14 protein-coding genes are annotated in these 18,780 nt (G+C 43.3%); 6 read left to right on the forward strand and 8 right to left on the reverse strand.

The window, feature by feature from the left end; translation table 11 throughout:
- Positions 1-326: 326 nt before the first annotated feature.
- Positions 327-560: a hypothetical protein gene (locus ACQY73_RS24615; protein WP_428656095.1), complete on the reverse strand. Its 234-nt coding sequence runs from the start codon at positions 558-560 to the stop codon at positions 327-329.
- An 819-nt stretch (positions 561-1,379) separates the two neighbouring features.
- On the opposite strand from ACQY73_RS24615, the gene ACQY73_RS24620 reads away from it, so the two are divergent.
- Entirely contained in the window at positions 1,380-2,492 is a 1,113-nt protein-coding gene (locus ACQY73_RS24620; protein ID WP_428656098.1) for a fatty acid desaturase family protein, read from the forward strand.
- 258 nt (positions 2,493-2,750) lie between these two features.
- Here the strand turns inward: ACQY73_RS24620 and ACQY73_RS24625 are convergent, their stop codons facing one another.
- Positions 2,751-3,122 carry a DUF779 domain-containing protein gene (locus tag ACQY73_RS24625; RefSeq protein ID WP_428656101.1) on the reverse strand — a complete coding sequence of 124 codons (372 nt, stop codon included), beginning with the start codon at positions 3,120-3,122 and terminating at the stop codon, positions 2,751-2,753.
- A 103-nt stretch (positions 3,123-3,225) separates the two neighbouring features.
- Positions 3,226-4,749: an aldehyde dehydrogenase family protein gene (locus ACQY73_RS24630; protein ID WP_428656103.1), complete on the reverse strand. Its 1,524-nt coding sequence runs from the start codon at positions 4,747-4,749 to the stop codon at positions 3,226-3,228.
- A 232-nt stretch (positions 4,750-4,981) separates the two neighbouring features.
- Here ACQY73_RS24630 and ACQY73_RS24635 point away from each other — a divergent pair, with 232 nt between their 5' ends.
- On the forward strand, positions 4,982-5,908 hold the full coding sequence (locus tag ACQY73_RS24635; RefSeq protein ID WP_428656106.1) for an AraC family transcriptional regulator: 927 nt from the start codon (positions 4,982-4,984) through the stop codon (positions 5,906-5,908).
- Positions 5,909-6,154: 246 nt separating this feature from the next.
- On the opposite strand, the gene ACQY73_RS24640 is transcribed toward ACQY73_RS24635, so the two are convergent.
- Both ACQY73_RS24640 and ACQY73_RS24645 read right to left on the reverse strand, forming a co-directional pair.
- Positions 6,155-6,907 (reverse strand): glucosamine-6-phosphate deaminase, encoded by a 753-nt coding sequence (locus ACQY73_RS24640; protein ID WP_428656108.1) that lies wholly within the window; start codon positions 6,905-6,907, stop codon positions 6,155-6,157.
- Between the two features lie 78 nt (positions 6,908-6,985).
- On the reverse strand, positions 6,986-8,428 hold the full coding sequence (locus tag ACQY73_RS24645; RefSeq protein ID WP_428656110.1) for a Gfo/Idh/MocA family protein: 1,443 nt from the start codon (positions 8,426-8,428) through the stop codon (positions 6,986-6,988).
- Between the two features lie 164 nt (positions 8,429-8,592).
- On the opposite strand from ACQY73_RS24645, the gene mutS reads away from it, so the two are divergent.
- The 4 genes from mutS to ACQY73_RS24665 are packed head-to-tail and all read left to right on the forward strand — an operon-like array spanning position 8,593 to position 15,877.
- Positions 8,593-11,322: a DNA mismatch repair protein MutS gene (gene mutS, locus ACQY73_RS24650; RefSeq protein ID WP_428656112.1), complete on the forward strand. Its 2,730-nt coding sequence runs from the start codon at positions 8,593-8,595 to the stop codon at positions 11,320-11,322.
- Between the two features lie 38 nt (positions 11,323-11,360).
- Entirely contained in the window at positions 11,361-14,282 is a 2,922-nt protein-coding gene (locus ACQY73_RS24655) for a leucine-rich repeat domain-containing protein (RefSeq protein WP_428656114.1), read from the forward strand.
- A 45-nt stretch (positions 14,283-14,327) separates the two neighbouring features.
- Positions 14,328-15,254: an AAA family ATPase gene (locus ACQY73_RS24660; RefSeq protein WP_428656116.1), complete on the forward strand. Its 927-nt coding sequence runs from the start codon at positions 14,328-14,330 to the stop codon at positions 15,252-15,254.
- Entirely contained in the window at positions 15,254-15,877 is a 624-nt protein-coding gene (locus tag ACQY73_RS24665; protein ID WP_428656118.1) for a DUF3226 domain-containing protein, read from the forward strand. Before ACQY73_RS24660 ends, ACQY73_RS24665 begins: the two co-directional genes overlap by 1 nt.
- Positions 15,878-15,894: 17 nt before the next feature.
- Here ACQY73_RS24665 and ACQY73_RS24670 read toward each other — a convergent pair whose 3' ends face one another.
- The 3 genes from ACQY73_RS24670 to ACQY73_RS24680 all read right to left on the reverse strand — a co-directional run bounded on the left by ACQY73_RS24670 (position 15,895) and on the right by ACQY73_RS24680 (position 18,747).
- Positions 15,895-16,029: a DUF5522 domain-containing protein gene (locus ACQY73_RS24670; RefSeq protein WP_428668534.1), complete on the reverse strand. Its 135-nt coding sequence runs from the start codon at positions 16,027-16,029 to the stop codon at positions 15,895-15,897.
- 150 nt (positions 16,030-16,179) lie between these two features.
- Positions 16,180-17,427, reverse strand: a complete 1,248-nt coding sequence (locus ACQY73_RS24675) for an MFS transporter (RefSeq protein WP_428656120.1) — start codon at positions 17,425-17,427, stop codon at positions 16,180-16,182.
- A gap of 168 nt (positions 17,428-17,595) precedes the next feature.
- Entirely contained in the window at positions 17,596-18,747 is a 1,152-nt protein-coding gene (locus tag ACQY73_RS24680; protein WP_428656122.1) for a LacI family DNA-binding transcriptional regulator, read from the reverse strand.
- Positions 18,748-18,780 lie beyond the last annotated feature (33 nt).

Genomic DNA, 18,780 nt, shown 5'->3' on the forward strand with positions numbered 1-18,780 from the left:
TTAAGCGACTGTTGCTGTTCCGGTTCACAAGGTTCATTCATCTGCAACGCCCATGCGGACGGCTACATTCAGGATTAGATTATTTGAATCCACTAGCTTTTGAAAATACGTATTATCAAAAACTTGCGTGAAAATTTTGAACCATAATTCATTATAAACTTGCAAAAAGTGTAGACTATACCGGAACTATGTCAGTTCCGCTGTGGGCTACCGGCAGGCTGCTCATGCACTGGTCGGTGGCAGTGTGGCTATGCAGTAGATGAAGTATGGAGCGGAGGAGTCGAAATTGGAAAGGTAGTGAATCACAACAGCGTTCCCCGTATATTTTAGTTGCCTGTAATCATAAATGCCATTACTTCCAGGGTTTGTTTTTCGACTAAACAATGAGCATTGTAAAAAGGAGCGTCACCTTCTTTGACTGACTGATAAGCAATTTCTTCTTTCTTCCCATTTTCCAATATCCACGTCTCCTTATTGTCTACTTTGCCAAGGCGTACAGAAAATCCATAACCGCTCTCCAACAGCTCTGAAACCAACATCCATATCAATTCATTTTCCATGCCTTTTCTTTATTTTGACCCGGTACCGGGATGTTGTGTTATAAATCTGTCCTACCGATCAATATTTAGAAACGTTCTAAAATTCAATGACTTAGCGACGTTTTTTTTCTGCTTTTCTGCTTTTACAATGATAGAATAAACATTAGGGTTGCCCAAACAAAAATTGTATATTTTACCAAGAATTTATTAAGCGGTTTATTTCATACGTACGCGTGTAGAATGCATTTTTGAAAAAAGGTCATTTCGAACTTCTCCAATAAAATGCAGGTAGCCATGAGCAATATCACACCCGGTGAAATAGTGACTGCCAACGTACACAAGCCAAATCTCCCAAAGAAGTAAAGCAACATTGATCTTAGAAGCAATTGCGCTTAAAGAATTCAAAATCAGCTTTCAGTCGTTGCTGATTGGAATAAATTTTACATCAATTTTTAGGGTATTTATCTCACCCGAAAAGAGCAAATATTCCAACAATGATGGCCATACTCGGAAAAATTTTAAATTTTAAATTTTGCCAAAAATGACACTTATAGCACTTTATATGCCTTTATTTGCCATTTTTCAATTACTTCTCTTGGCTTTTAGTCTATGAGCCAAATACATTTTCTGCCCAATCTCCACTACTTTCAGTATCTTTGTCTTTTGTAATCATCTATGTAGATTAGTAGATTTAATATTCTTTCACTCTCAATTATAAGTGAATTCGTTTTTTTTCGTTCTAATACAAAGTGATTTAATCAATAAGTAAAAAACTTCTCAACTTTTCTTCTTTCCCTGCTCATCACTTTGTCTTTCTATCCTATCTAACCTTTATCATTAATGAAACTTAAGGAAAACGTAAAATTTGTTGCCCAAGAAAAGAGCCAATTTTTCCCAACATTAAAAAAACGAGTAGACGCCTATTTTAAGGAGAACAACATCTCCAAACACGCTAACCGAAAAATGGTCATCAAAACGATCGCATTGTTAGCCGCTTACATTCTTCCCTTTGTATTTATACTTGCTTTCCGGCTTTCACTTGGCGTTGCCATACCACTTTGGATCATCATGGGATTTGGAATATCCGGTATTGGAATGAGCATCATGCACGATGCCAATCACGGAGCGTATTCAGACCGTTCTTCGGTAAACAAATGGTTAGGCTATTCCATTTACCTGGCGGGAGCCGGCGTGTTGAACTGGAAATTACAGCATAATATTCTGCACCACACGTACACTAATATCGTACCGATGGACGAAGACATTCGTGATCGCGGCATTGTTAAGTTATCACCTCATGCAGAAAGCAAAGCGGTGCACCGTTTTCAGTGGATGTATGCTTTCTTTTTCTACGGAATTTTGACGTTGTATTGGGTGTTGGCCAAAGATTTTATCCAGTTTGTTTCTTACATCCGCAATGGTGTGAATAAACAGACCAAGCAAGAAAATGCGATGACTCTTCTGAATTTGATTTTGGTCAAATCCATTTATTTGATTATCCTGCTTGTGTTGCCCGTGGTGGTTTTTTCAATCCCATTTTCAGAAATATTGATCGGTTTTCTGGTCATGCATTTTACCGCAGGACTGGTGTTGACGATTATTTTTCAATTGGCTCATACGGTGGAAGGAACGAGTCACCCGGAAGTAAGTGAATCAGGCATTGTTGCCAAAGATTGGGCCATTCATCAATTGGAAACAACGGTCAATTTCTCGCCCGGCAATAAATGGTTATCTTGGTACGTAGGCGGATTGAATTATCAAATTGAACACCATCTTTTTCCAAAAATTTGCCACGTGCATTATCCCGAAATCGCACCTATTGTCAAGCAAACGGCGGAAGATTTTGGATTGGTTTATATGGAAAATCCTACATTCTGGGTCGCTTTACAATCCCACATTGATACATTGAAACGTTTTGGCGGTAAAGTAGACTTGAATGAAGCCATAGGGTAAAATATCTTTTTTTTATAAATTAAGGGGTTAAAGATTAAGGTGTTTCAAAACAGCTCTTAATTTTTAACCCCTTAATTTTTCATAACCCGTGGTCTGTGTCTCCACAGACCTACGAAATCTTCGATCAAAAGGTCTGTGAGGACACAGACCACGGATTAGATTTTAGATTACAAAATCAAGTACTGCAAAGGTTAGACCTCTCCGAGGCCCTTTGATGAGGATACAATCCACGATTACCTTCATTGCACGATTCAGAAACTATCCAACGTGTTCACCTTCAAGTGATTTGTATTCTTCATCCGTCAGTAATCTTGATTTAATCACAAAACGCACACCCAACGGAATTTCCAGCGAAAAGCTTGCGCCGCGACCTTTGACGACATCCAAGGTAAGATGCGTATGTTTCCAATAGTCGAACTGATCGCGGGACATGTAAAAATCACAGCCGTGGAGTGTTCCGAGTTGGATGTCGGTTTCGTTGATCATCAATTCTCCTACCTCAAAACACATCGGAGAGGAGCCGTCGCAGCATCCGCCGCTTTGGTGAAACATCAACGCCCCATTCTTAGCCCGAAGTTGGTCGATGATCTGCTCGGCGGCGGGTGTAATGGCTATTCTTTCGGTTTTCATGATCTGAGATTTTTGGGAAAAAGAAGAAAGAGTCTTATGGCTCTCTCTAAGAATACATAGACTTGGAAAGTTTTTAAAACTTTCCAAGTCTATGTTCGATACCCTAGAAAAATCCTAATTTGTTTTTATCGTACGATATCAACATGTTTTTGGCCTGACGATAATGATTCAGCATCATTTTATGAGTTTCGCGGCCAATACCTGATTTTTTATAGCCACCAAAAGGTGCGTGAGCAGGATACGCATGATAACAGTTGACCCACACTCTGCCCGCTTGCACAGCTCTGGCAACCGTGTATGCTTGGTGCGTGTCGCGTGTCCATACACCCGCTCCTAAACCGTACAGTGTATCGTTGGCAATGGAGATGGCCTCAGCTTCGTCTTTAAAGGTCGTGATGCACACTACGGGACCAAAGATCTCTTCCTGAAATATTCTCATTTTATTGTTGCCCTTGAAAACGGTTGGTTTGATGTAAAATCCACCTTCCAATCCTTCGTTGTAGGCCGCTTCTCCTCCCGTGAGGATTTCGGCACCTTCTTCTTTTCCAAGTTCAATATAATTGAGGATTTTTTCGTATTGGTCATTGGAAGCCTGAGCGCCCATCATGGTAGTTGGGTCGAGAGGGTGGCCTAATTGGATGGCTTCTACCCGTTGGATAAATCGCTCAATAAAAGCATCATAAATAGATTCTTCCACCAAAATACGCGATGGGCACGTGCAGATCTCTCCTTGGTTGAGCGCAAACATTGTTGCTCCTTCCAGGCATTTATCGAAGAACTCATCATCGGCATCCATGATGCTTTTAAAGAAAACATTAGGCGATTTTCCACCCAATTCGAGCGTTACGGGGATGATGTTTTTCGAAGCATATTGCATGATCAACTGCCCCGTGGTGGTTTCGCCCGTGAAAGCTATTTTATTGATTCTCGGACTGGATGCCAACGGCTTGCCTGCTTCAATACCAAATCCGTTTACAACATTCAACACGCCTGCCGGCAGCAGATCCTGAATCAGTTCGGCCAATGCCATGATGCCTACCGGAGTTTGTTCGGCAGGTTTTAAGACCACACAGTTTCCGGCAGCCAAGGCGGGAGCGATTTTCCAAGTGGCCATCAAAAGCGGAAAATTCCAGGGAATGATCTGGCCCACCACGCCGAGCGGCTCATGGATAACAAGGGATAATGTATTTGAATCCAACTCGGAGGCCGAACCTTCTTCGGAGCGGATCACCCCGGCGAAGTAACGAAAATGATCAATGGCCAAAGGCAGATCTGCCGCTTTTGTTTCACGAATGGGCTTGCCGTTATCCCATGTTTCGATGCCTGCCAATAAGTCCAGATTAGCTTCCATGATGTCAGCAATTTTCAATAAAAGATTGCTCCGTGTCGTTACAGAACTGTTGTTCCATTGGGGAGCGGCGGCCCAGGCAGCGTCAAGGGCTAAATTGATATCTTCCTCGGTTGATCTGGCTACTTTTGTAAATACCTGGCCGTCAACGGGTGAGATCGTCTCAAAATATTCGCCTCTTACGGGGGCTACCCATTTGCCGCCAATGAAATTATCATAGTGGGTTTTAAAGATTGGTTTTTCGACCAAATTGCTTTGTTTGGTGGTTACAGCAGACATGGTTTTTAGGGGTTATTTTGTTTATAAAAAAGATTTAAGACAAAAGAACCTTTAAAAAATCACATATCGTTGACATATCCTACTCACTTATTTTAGTATCCTATCAACTGATTGCACTATTCTATCAACTATTGCACTATACTATCGAATGTGATAAATTATACGTACATTTAGTACAATTCTCAGGAATAATACTATTAAATCTTGCTTTCAATCGTAAAAAGTGTGCTGTATGATAGAGTTACATCCTTTTCATTCTCAGAATAGACGGCTTGAAAACTTAGTGGAGAATCGGACCATTCATACGTTGAATAATGCCGAGTTGAATATTTTTGAAACACATCAGAAAGCAACGCAGGTACTGTTGCAGTTTAGTGAACCCGTACTGGCGAGCATGATCAAAGGCAAGAAAGTGATGCATTTGCAGGACTCGCCTTCTTTTGGCTTTCTTCCGGGCGAGTCGGTCATTTTACCGGCCAACGAATTGATGTGCATTGACTTTCCGGAAGCCACCGAGCAAACTCCTACGCAATGTTTGGCGCTGGCGTTCAGCGAAACCAAATTGAAGCAGGCAACCGATCTGCTTAATCAACGGGGACTCAAACAAAATGGCAAAGAGTGGAGCATGACCGACTACAATTATCACTTCACGAATGATATAGCCATCAATCAAATTCTCCAGCGCCTGATCTTTATTTTTACGGAAGACCATCCCTCCAAAGATATTTTCGCAGATCTGTTGATTCAGGAATTGGTGATACGGATTCTGCAAACAGAGTCGAAAAGCCTTTACCTTAAAAAGTCGCACGTTAATCCAAACAATGACCGCATCTCGTTTGTCCTGAAATACATTCGGGAAAATATCACTGAGAATCTTTCGATTGAGTTGCTGAGCGAAAAAGCGTATATGAGCGAATCCAATTTTTATCGCACCTTCAAGCATGAAATGGGCTCTTCACCGAATGATTTTATCATCGAAGAAAGGTTGAAATTGGCCGAAAGCTTGCTGCGTAATCCTAAAGTAAGTATCAAAGAAGCGTTTATGGCAAGTGGATTTAACAGCTTTTCGTACTTCTGCCGGATATTTAAAAAGAAAAAGAACCTTTCGCCAACGGCTTTCAAAGAAAAATCCAATACATTGACCGGCTTGGCGTACTAATAGGTAGTGCTGTAGGTTTCTCAAAACCTGCACACAGAGGTTGCTCACAACCTCGTGCAATCCGGGCCACGCAATTTAGTTTAACGGTTCAGGTCAGGTTTTGAGAAACTCCTCCGTGGTCTGTGTCTTCACAGACCTTTTTTTTAGTGCAGAAGGTCTGTGAAGACACAGACCACGGTTTTGACCCTTTTTTTTAGTGCAGAAGGTCTGTGGGGACACAGACCACGGTTTTGTGTTTTTCACCAACTATTTACTTTTGCCATCATCCGAAAGCAAACTCGCAGAAGACTCATCCAAAAACAGAATGCAATTGGGGTGCTGCTGCAAAATACTCGCAGGGTATAAATTACTTACCTCATGTTCCAAACTGTCTTTAACCGCCTGTGCTTTGCGTAAATCAGGAACGGAGCAAACGATGTGCGCGGACTTCATGATTTGTTTCACCGACATACTGATGGCTTGCTTGGGAACATCTTCCAACGTGGCAAACCAACCTTCGTTCATCTGCTGTTTTCGGCACGCTTCGTCCAGATTGACAACAAGATAAGGGCGTTCTGTTTCAAAATCGGCAGGTGGATCATTGAAGGCCAAGTGACCATTTTCACCAATCCCCACCAAAGCTACGTCAATGGGAAATTGTTGAATCAACGCGCCCAATCGCGCGCATTCTTCTTCGGGATTCACTTCACCATTGATCAGATAACTTGCTTTAAGCGGCGGAACCTGATCTAAAAAACGCTCTTGCATGTATTTACGAAAACTTGCCGGATGGGAAAGAGGCAATTCAATATATTCATCAAGGTGAAACATGGTTACTTTGCTCCAGTCGATGTCTCTTGCCGCAATAAGGGTTTGCAATGTACCAAACTGGCTTGCGCCCGTAGGTAAAATAACGTTGGCAAAATCCTTTTCAGCGATGGCATTGCGGATTAATGTGGCGGCAGTTTCGCCTGAAATAACGCCTAAGTCAGCGGAAGTTTTTGAAATATGTTTTTTCATTTTTATTTTAATTGTCACGCAAAGGCGCTAAGGAGCAGAGGCGCAGTGTTTTCTTTGCCACTCTGCGCCTCTGCGTGATTAAAGTGAACGTTCTTTTATTTTGGTATTGCCGCCTTTGTTCATTGAAATGTCAACCGGAGCGTTGGTTTTCCAAGCACCGCCGGTAAAATCAGGTACATCAATAGAACCGGAACGATTTGCCACCGACCATTCGCTCAAAGGGGCAATGGCGCTCCACGAAGCAGCATCGTACACGTCCTGATCAAGCGGAAGGCCGTTACGAAGGCAGTCGATCAGTCGCCAGTCCATCAAAAAATCCATGCCGCCATGCCCGCCGACTTTCTTGGCCAATTCGCCGATGCGTTTGATGATTTCGGGTTGAAATTTCTCTTCCAGTTTTTTGTATTCTTCTTCCGAAACCCAATCGTGCCCCGTCGAAATGCGCCCCGGTAGCGGATATTTGAGTGCCGTAGCCTTGGTGCCGCTCACCAGATGAATGCGCGAATAAGGGCGCGGCGACGATACATCGTGCTGTACCATAATGGTTTTGCCTTTTTGGGTACGGATCGTGGTCGTGTTCATGTTACCGCGAAAAGAAGCATTGGCAAATTGTTTGAAATCGGCATCGCTTGCGGCAAGCTCGTGCGCTCTCGACGCAAGCATGAAATCATTGCTTGCCATTGAAACAAGGTAATCCATTTTATCGCCTCGGTTGATGTTTAAGATCTGACACACCGGTCCTAAACCGTGAGTAGGGTAGAGGTTGCCGTTGCGCTGATTTTCTTTCAGTCGCCATAGGTCGTAGCGTCTGCTTTTGTCGAAAAATGAATCATAAATATCATGAATGTAGGCGCCTTCTACGTGAACGACCTCCCCGAAAAACCCTTGGCGCGCCATGTTGAGCGTGAGCAATTCGAAGAAATCGTAACAGCAATTTTCCAACATCATGCAGTGCTTGCGGGTATGTTCGGAAGTTTCAACCAGTTTCCAACAATCTTCCAATGTTGTAGCGGCGGGAATTTCTACGGCCACGTGCTTGCCATGCTCCATTGCGTACAGCGCCATCGGAGCGTGCAGATTCCACGGAGTGCAGATATAGATGAGGTCAATATCGTTGCGCTCACAGAGTTTTTTCCATTCATTTTCGTTGCCTGAATAAACGGCCGGGTTGTGAGGCGTTCCTTCAAATTGTTTTTTGGCAGCCTGCGCTTTTTCAACACGAATGTCGCACAGTGCTTTTACTTCTACATTTTCGAGGTAAACAATGCGATTTATTGCTCCTGACCCTCGATTACCCAAACCGATGTACCCGATCCGAATGGTATCTATTTTGGGTGCGCCATACCCACTCATGTTAAATTGCTGTGAATGAGTTTGGAGGGTTTGTTGCCGAATATGATTCAGGGACGAAACGGGTTTGGCAGTGGTGCAGGATTGGGTTAAATTCCCCGAAACCAGCCCCAGTCCTATTGTTCCCGTTAGTTTCAGAAAATCGCGACGTTCACCGGATGATTCATTCATATCGTTAACAGGTTTAGGCGTTGAAGTATAAACAGTAATGATTTTACCGACAAAAACAGTTGGACGTTTTCCAACCTGTTATAAGAGGTAAGGAGTCATAAGTATTACTCAAAAGTGCGATTTTTTGGCTATTTTTGTACTTTATTTTTACTTAAAATTGACGCATGGCTCGTACCGGAAAAACATCGACTGAACCGCTTAAACCTAAAGAAACTCCGCTTAATCGCCAATATAATCAGATAAAATCACGCTATCCGGGAGCAATGTTGCTCTTCAGGGTGGGTGATTTTTACGAAACCTTCGGCGAAGACGCCATACGGGCAAGCCGAATTTTAGGCATTGTGCTTACCCGTCGTAACAACGGCGGTGCGCAGGAAGAATTGGCCGGTTTTCCGCATCATTCGTTGGATACTTACTTGCCCAAACTTGTACGGGCGGGTGAGCGTGTGGCCATTTGTGATCAGTTGGAAGACCCCGCTGTAGCCAAAGGAATTGTTCGTCGCGGTGTAACGGAGTTGGTGACGCCGGGCGTTTCGTTCAACGATAATGTGTTGGATATCAGAAGGAACAATTATTTAGCTTCGGTTCATTTCGGTAAACAAAATACGTACGGCATTGCCTTTTTAGATATTTCGACCGGCGAATTTTTAACGACGCAAGGTAATAAAGAATACATAGAGAAGTTGCTGCAAAGTTTTGCTCCGTCGGAGGTTTTATACTGCAAAAAACACCGTCAGGAATTCGGTGAATTATTCGGCGATAAATTTCATACATTTTGTCTGGAAGATTGGGCGTATACTCTTGAGTTTGGCTACGAAATCCTTATCAAGCATTTCCAAACTACCTCGCTCAAAGGTTTTGGAGTGGAAGCACTCACGGAAGGCATTATTGCGGCAGGCGTGATTTTGCGTTATTTGGCCGATACGGAGCACAAAGACGTCAAACACATCACACGCCTGACGCGCCTCGACGAAGAAAAATACGTGTGGCTCGACCGCTTTACCATTCGCAACCTTGAGTTGGTCTACCCACAACAGGAAGGCGGTGTGCCCTTGATTCAGATATTGGACCAGACCGTAACGCCTATGGGAGCACGTTTGCTGCGTAAGTGGCTGGTATTGCCGCTGAAAGACAAAGCGCCGATTGAAGAGCGCTTGCAAACGGTGGAATTCTTTCTGCAAAACGAAGAGCTTTTGGATGAGATCACACAACATCTTAAACAAATCGGAGACCTCGAACGCCTTATTTCAAAAGTGTCGGCACGGCGTATTAATCCGCGCGAATTATTGCAATTAAAGAAGTCATTGAGCCATATTGCGCCGGTGAAAGAATTGCTGCAAAAGGCGTGGAATGGAGAAAAGACGCAAGGACAAAAAGCAGAAGGGAGTAAGGAAAAAGAGGAGCAGGAGTCCGCGCCGGATACTCCGGCAGCCGTTTCTCCGGTTTCCTTTCTTACGCCATTACGCAAATACGCCGATCAGCTCAATCCATGTGAGTTTTTACTGGAAAAAATCGAAACCGAACTTCGCGAAGATCCTCCCGTGGTGACCAATCAGGGAGGCATGATCAAGAGCGGAATTGATGCCGATCTGGATGTATTGCACAAACTGGCTTTTTCGGGTAAGGATTATTTGATTCAGATTCAAAACCGCGAGATCGAACGCACGGGCATTACTTCTTTGAAGATCGCTTACAACAAGGTGTTTGGGTATTACCTCGAAGTGACCAATTCCCATAAAAATCGGGTCCCTGCCGATTGGATTCGGAAGCAGACGCTTGTGAATGCCGAGCGTTACATCACGCCGGAATTGAAAGAATACGAAGATAAGATCCTAAGTGCGGAAGATAAGATTTTTGTGATCGAACAGCGGATTTTCAACGATCTGGTCATGACGGCTAATGATTACGTAACGGCCGTGCAACAGGATGCTCGAGTGGTATCGGTGCTGGATGCCTTGGCGTCGTTTGCGCGGGTTGCTCGTAAAAACAATTATCACAAACCTAAGATCACCGATCAAAAATCACTGAACATCAAAGACGGACGTCACCCGGTGATTGAGCAACAACTGCCGTTGGGCGAAAGTTATGTACCCAATGACCTGTACTTAGACGATGAAACCCAACAGATCATCATCATTACCGGGCCTAACATGGCAGGGAAATCGGCGTTGCTGCGCCAAACGGCCCTTATCGTATTGATGGCACAAATGGGAAGTTTCGTCCCTGCTTCCGAAGCGGAAATCGGAATGGTCGATAAGATATTTACCCGCGTGGGCGCTTCCGATAACCTGAGTCGGGGAGAAAGTACATTTATGGTTGAAATGACCGAAACAGCGAGTATTCTCAACAATCTCAGTGAGCGCAGTCTCGTACTGATGGATGAGATCGGTCGCGGAACAAGTACCTACGATGGGGTAAGCATTGCGTGGAGTATTGCGGAGTTTTTGCACAACCATCCGCGCCACCGCGCCAAAACGCTGTTTGCCACGCACTACCATGAATTGAATCAATTGGCCGACGATTTTCCGCGCATCAAAAACTATAATGTGGCCGTAAAAGAAGTAGGCAACAAAGTGATTTTCCTACGTAAACTGAAAGAAGGTGGCAGCGAGCACAGTTTCGGAATCCACGTAGCGCAAATGGCCGGGATGCCGCAGGAAATCGTGCTGCGTTCCAACGACATTCTGCACAGCCTCGAAAAGAGCCATCAGCGTCAGGAGACGACGAAAGCTGTGAAGGAAATGCCCAAAGTAAATTATCAAATGAGTATTTTTGAGCCACAGGACCCTAAGATCGAAGAACTTAAAACCAAGCTCAAAGCCTTGGATATAAATACCCTCTCGCCCATTGAAGCATTACTGAAACTGAATGAATTAAGGCGGTTGGTGGAGTAAACCCTTTTGCGACGAATAGAATTACACCATTTTATATCATGAACTTAACAACTCGTTATGTATTGCTGTTGCTTTGGTTAATAACCACAAGTCAAGGCTTAAAAGCGCAGACTTCGCAGAATCCTTATCGAAAAGTAAGTAACTACCGGGGTTTGATATCTGCGAAGGCGGAAATAAAAGCCGGCCGGCCGGTTAAATACCTCTTTCTAAATGATTATGAACAGGGTTGGGCCGATTCACTTGAACAGTTCAGTGATTTGGAAGTGATCTCTGTTTCGATTTCAAAAAAGGATAGCATTAAACTGTTACGAGTTTTTGACCAACTTGGTCGCTTGCCTAAACTGAAATCTTTTACCCTGAACCGTTATTCAGGTAGCTCACAGGATACGCTGAAAATTCCTTACAGCTTCGTCAGGTTAAAAAATCTGGAAGAGCTTAACCTGAAAATCAGTGGCAATGTTGACCTTGGGGTAGTTTGGAATATGTTACCGCATTTAAACAGCCTGACGGCTTTGGAATTGGATCTTTCTCATAACCGGAACGACCTTATTCCAATTTTACACAAATGTAAAAACCTGAAATCTCTGAATATAACTTTGCCGACAGAAATGAAACTGCTGCCGGCGTTAAGTGATTTCAAATCGCTCGAATATTTAGCAATTCACGGTAGATTACCTCTAAGACAACCCCTGTTGTTAAGTGGATTGTCGGACCTCACTTCATTAAAAGGCTTGGACATTGGTAACTTTAGGATCAAAGGGAGTGATTTTAAAGTAAGTGAATCGCTTCGCTATATTTCACTGGGCAACTGTGTTATTTCAGAGTCGGATGAATTACTGGCGTCGCTCAACCGTTGCCCTCATTTGGAGGTGATTTCTATGAGAATCACTGTTTTAGCCCCATTTTCGTCTGCTGCGGTTCTTGAATTGCCCAACCTGAAAGAGCTGACTTTTTCAGACCTATACGAAGATACTTTGCACAGGAAACCTTTGACGGGGATGCCTGATTTTTCAAGATCTACTCAACTGAAAGTGCTTTACCTTCCAAAAATGTTGGCAGGGTCGCTGCCGAAAGGCCTGGAGCAAATGACGCAGTTAGAGACATTGGATCTTTCCGGAAATCGCCTTACACAGTTGCCCGATTTGGGAAAAATGACAAAGTTGGTCAACCTTAGAGTCAATAATAACCAACTGACAGAATTGCCCAAAACAATAGGAAAAGCAGTAAAGCTCAAAACGCTGAATTTGGATAATAACCAATTAAGCGAACTGCCATCGGGCAGATTTAATGCTGTCGAGTTAGAGTATCTTACTTTGCAAAACAATAAACTCGTGAGTTTTTCGGGAGATTTTTCAAAACTCGAAAAATTGAAAAGTTTGACCATAAGCGGTAATAAGCTTACTGAATTGCCCAAAAGCCTCGGCAATTGCAGCCGTTTGCAGAATCTACAGTTAAGTAATAATGAATTAACGTCCCTACCTGCTTCCATCGGTCAATTGAAAAGTCTCAAATCGTTGGATGTTTCTCATAATCCATTGACTCAGCTGCCGGAAACCTTGACAAACTGCGATAGCTTGGAAAGCTTAGTGCTTGCGAATTGCCGCTTGGAGACCTTGCCGAATTCGATAGGGAAGTTACAGCGGTTGAATTATCTTAACCTCGCCGATGCCGAATTCGTTTACGTAAATCGAAATAGGGATGTTGGTACGATGGATCAACTGCCCGCCAAAAACCACAACCAACTTCGGTCTTTGCCAACCTCATTGGCAGATTGTCGTAACCTTAAAATGTTGGATCTGTCGCGAAATAAATATTGGGATGAAAGCGCATTGTGGCCGGTGATTCAGCAATTACATATGCCGGAAGGAACGGTTAATCTGACAGACTGTAATTTGAGCTCAGTTCCGATGACAGGTTGGTTGGATACAGAGATACGGAACCTTCAGCTTGTAAACAACAGTATAACACAGTTTCCCTCCGATTGGTACAAGGCAAAGGGGATCAAATCCATTGTGTTGATCAGAAATAAATTGACGCCGCCTCCAATGAATCAGGAATATCGTTCATTTGAAGAGCGTTTACTGTTGGGCGAAGAAATGGGAATAGATGTTCCCAAGCCGTTTCCGAAAACGAAAGAAATGGCACGGGCGTATTTAAATCAGGCAGGCAAGAAGGTGAATACGGGAGATATTCCGCGATTTGTGGAATACATGAAAGAAGCACAGCGAATTGACTCGACGGAAGGGAGGTATCTTGTGGATCTGTGGGGTAGATTCTACTTTCATACGCATCAATACCGCCGCGCGATTGATAGCTTCAATGTGGTCGTTGAGCGTTATCTCAAGATTGAAAAAGAACGCCTTAAACCTCAGGAACGGCCACGGGGAATGCCGATAGCACTTTATGTAGACCTACGAGGACAATCCAAATGGAAGCTTGGCGATTCGCTCGGTGCTATTAAAGACTATGAACTCCTGATGGAAGATTACAAGATCTTTTCCCCTAATTTGTTTGGACGCCTTGGCGTATGGTATAAGCGTTATCGACCCACAGCAGGCAAAAGCGGAGCGACGTTTGACAAAGCCATTAATATGTACGAATCTGTTCAAAATCAGCCTCCTATGGTACAACTTAGTGCTGCGGAAGTTTATTTTATGAACGACCAAGCGGATAAAGCGTACGAATACCTGTTTGGCTTAGAGAAGTCAAAATTTAAGCCCGACGAAAAATTATTGGCCGATTATTTACTGCTGACAGCACAAATCGCTCAAAAGCAGGCGGGAGAAGAAGAGGTGGAAACGTTTGAAAAACGCCTGAAATCTAAAGACATAAAAGTCAGGAATTGGAGTTATCAGTTGTTTGAAGAGGCGTTGGACAGTCTGGAATATCCAAAAGAACAAAAAGCACTCATCAGTCGCTTGACCAATGCTATGAAAGCCCAAAGTGTGTTGGTGGATTGAGGTCTGTTCCTGTTTTTTCTTAACTTTGAAAAAAAGCATCACCTTATGCTGCAAAGTATTGAAATAGAAAACTTTCGTTGTTTTGAGAAAACTGCTATCAGCGGCTTTGAACAAATCAACCTTATCACGGGCAAAAACAATTCGGGAAAAACGGCGTTGTTGGAGGCGCTGTATTTTTCTGTTACGCCAGATTACGATAGCATACGTTTAGGGTCAATAAGAAGAATAAATGATTCCAATAGAAATGAAGCAGAATTGTTTTTCAACCAAGATATAAATAATGAATTAATATTTAGAGGTACTATGGAATCTTATAAGTTGATAAAAACCTATCAATTCCAAAAAACTGTAAAATTTCGAGGACCTGAAAATATTCATGTAAACGTTCATTTTATAACAAATTCCTTAGAAAACTTTCCTGAAATCGCAGATTCTGTTTCACAATTTGATAAAGCTACTATTGCTGGTTATGAACAATTATTTATTGATGCAATTCAAATTATTGATTCAGCTATAGTTGAAATTCGAACTTTTGCCAGCAAACCTAAGATTTTATATTTACGTAAAGAAAATGAGAAGGTTTATCAACCCATACATAGCTATGGAGATGCTATTCAAAAAATAATCAATTATGTCGCAGTGATTTCTGACTTCTTTATTGAGAAGAGGGATTATCAGGCACTCCTTATCGACGAAATTGAAAATGGCATTCACTATACCGCACAGGCCGAAGTTTGGCGAATGTTGATGAAATTATGTAAACATTATAACATTCAGTTGTTTGCCACAACGCATAGTTTGGAAATGATCAAAGCGTATCAGCAAGTGTGTTCGGAAAAGGAGTTTGAGGGAATGGGGGGATATTTTGAATTGGGAAGAAGCCCCAAGACTCAGCAAATCATAGGGGTGAAACATGATTTGGAAACATTAGAGTATGAACTGGCTTCCGGAGATACCATACGCGGCGAATAATGAGAAAAGTAATAATTGTTGAGGGAAAGCAAGATGCTGCTTTTGTGAAAGTGCTTGCTCCCGATTTAGAAGTCCGCGAAATTGAGATTCAAGAGCTGGGTGGACTGGGAAAAGATAACATTAAACCTTTGAAAATCGCGCTAAACCGAGTCAAAAACGATGCTCTTTTAAATCCGGTTGAAAAAATCGGAATTCTTCTTGATTTGGACCCCGTCGATTTTAACGAAGAGAGCAAACTGGCTTTTCTAAATGAAGCTCTCCAAGAAGTTTTTGGAGTTGCGTTAACAGGAGTTAATGATTTTCAGAGCATTGTTGAACTTGATACACAAGTGGCCTGTCATTTCATTTCTCCTAATCTTGATGTTTTGTTAAAACAAATTGCGGCTCAACCTTCGCCACGGGCAGACTGCTTACATTCCTGTCTGGAAGCACATACACATGCTAAACAAAAAGAGAAAGATAAAGCGTGGCCTTTATACTACATGCGGTGGGATGTCTGCGAATTTGAAGAACGTGAAAACGGAAGTAAATACGTTAATTTCACACATACACATACCAAAGGAGCTTGGAATTTAAATGCTCCCGTTTTGGAAGAGCTAAAAGCCTTTTTGGCTCTTTTCTAAAATTCAGTACACTCACATTATTTCTCCATCTTCCGAAACCCATAAGGACAATGCCGGCAGCCATTCTTGCAACAATAACCGCGTTTTAGGTGGTAAGTGGCCGTAAATACTAAAAAGCCGTTGGGGTCAGTATAATAATCTTCTTCTTCCAAACCGTGGCGTTTGGTGGTTGGAGGTTTGTCAGGTAAAGGTGTACGATGATTGTCCAAAGCAATGAATGCATTTTGTATAATGGGGGGTAAACAACGTGTAGAAATAGATTGTTTAAAAACGTTGGAAAAATTGATCTAACGGTCTTTGCCTTACGTCAGCTTCACGCCGAACAACTCTTTGGAACGCAACCATACCCACGTCACGATCACCATCGTAAGCCCGCCGCCCAACAAAACAGAAGGAACTGTTCCCATCAATTTAGCGGCTAATCCTGATTCAAAAGCCCCGATTTCGTTGGAAGAACTAATGAAAACACTGTTGACCGAAATTACCCGTCCGCGCATATTGTCAGGGGGAACCACTTGCAGGATCGTTTGACGAATCACTACGCTGATGGCATCAAAGGCACCCGTCAAAAAGAGCATAAAGACCGATAACCAGAAGTTGGTCGAGATGGCGAAAACCAATGTAGCCAAGCCGAAACCGGCTACGGCAATGAGCATATTGCGCCAGGCATGACGGGTAGGAGCAAAGTAAGCGGTCGAAAAAACGGTCAGCACGGCTCCCACTGACGGTGCGGCACGCATGATTCCCAACCCTTCGGCACCCACTTTCAAAATATCTTCGGCAAAAACGGGTAAAATGGCAATGACGCCCCCAAAAAGAACCGCCGCCAGATCGAGCGAAGTGGCATAAAACAAAATTTTCTTTTCGTACACGAATTTGATACCTTCTTTAATGCTTTGCCACACATCTACTTTAGGGTCAGTGACTTCGGGAATAGGCTTTTTAGAGATCAATGCCAGAAGTACTTGACCCACTACAAATAAAGACACTACGACCCATAACGTATTGACCAAACCGGCATAGGCGTACAAAAAACCGGCAATGCCCGGTCCGGCAATCGCGCCTACCTGCCAAAACGTGCTGCTCCAGGTGGCAGCGTTGGAGTACACTTCACGCGGTGTCAGAAATGCTTTCATGGAAGAAGAGGCGGGCGAGTAAAAACCTTTGGCAAAACCAATGGCCGCCAGAATGCCGTATACTGTTAAGAGTAAGGAAGTCGTCGAAAAGTGTGAACGATGTTCAGGATACATGACCCAAATCAAAGCCAACGAGCAACAAAGTATTACACTTTGGCTGATTTGCATGATGGTACGTTTGTCTTTACGGTCGGCATAATGACCTCCAAATAAGGCGATTGATATATAAGGCAATGCCTCAGCTAAGCCAATAAATCCCAACGAAAGCGGGTCGTGGGTGATCTTATAAAGTTCGTAGCCGATCACGACTTCCTGAATCATGATAGCAGCCGTGATGAGGCTGTTGGCCGAGATCAATCGGACGAATTCGGGGTAACGCAGGGCGGCGTATGGGTCGTTGGTGGAAGTTTTCAAAGTATTCTAAACTAAGTGACTGACATTGTGTAACCGCATAGGTATAGAGAAAACATAGTTTTTTGTTCCTATTTGTAACCACATAGGCATAGAGAAAACATAGTTTTTTTTCGCCTATATGTTCTATGTTCCTATGTGGTTACACAAATCATCGGAAGAAAGTTGCCTTTAAACCCCTAAATTAACGGAAGAATTTCGGACAATGAGTTTGGTAGTAAGCGTATGTATCACATTATGAGGGCTTTCCATTTGTTCCAATAACAGCCGTGCGGCTTGCCTTCCCATTTCCCAAACGGGCTGCTCGACCGTCGTAAGCGGAGGTTCAATAATGGCGGAAATAGGGTCGTTACTGAAGCCTACAATGCCTAATTCCTGCGGAATCTTAACGCCTCGACTCTTGGCTACGAGCATGATCTCAATGGCAGTGGGATCATTGATGGCAAAAATAGCGTCGGGTGGTTGGGGCAAACTCAGCAGGTAATTAGCGTAAATGCGGGCTTTTTCTTCGGTCAGATCATAGTGAATGATGAGGTCGTTTTCTACCGGAAGGTTGTGTTTTTGTAATGCATCCAAATACCCCTGCAACCGCAAGCGGCTTACCAACAACGAAGTTGGCCCGGCCAAGTGGGCAATACGTCGATATCCCTGTTCGATCAAATGCTCTACTGCCTGAAAAGCACCGTTATAATCATCAACAATGACTTGAGGAGTATCCAACTCCGGACAAACGCGGTTGAAAAATACCAAAGGCACTTCTTTTCTCAATATTGCCCGAAAATGATCGAAATTATTGGTTTGAGTTGTTACAGACACTAACAGACCATCTACGCGGCTGTTCATCAGTGCTTTTACATTAGCCATTTCTGTTTCGTACGATTCGTCCGATTGGCAGATCATTACGTTATAACCTGCCTTGGAAAGTATTTCCTGCGCACCCATGATAACCGTCGGAAAGAAATAATGCCGAAACTCAGGCACCAGAATACCGATGATATTAGTACGGCTTTTCAATAAGGCATTGGCCAATGGATTGGGTTGGTATTCAAGGTGTTGTGCCAGTTCCAGAATCATTTTGCGTGTGCCTTCGTGAATATCGGTATGCCCGCGCAGGGCGCGCGAGACGGTCGATTTTGATATTCCCAATTGATTGGCAATGTCCATGATGGTTACCTGATGATGCCGTTTGTTTTGGTGGTGAGCAGACGGTTCAGGCAATGTAAAATGGTATTCACACGACTTGCAAAAATAGCGTTGTTTACCCCGGACAATTCCTGATTTTTGGACAAATTCTATCTGCTGACATTTGGTGCATTTGATCATAAAAATTGTACTATTCTGTTTTAACGGGCCTTT

The organism is Runella sp., assembly GCF_965279615.1.
Taxonomy (GTDB): Bacteria; Bacteroidota; Bacteroidia; order Cytophagales; family Spirosomataceae; genus Runella.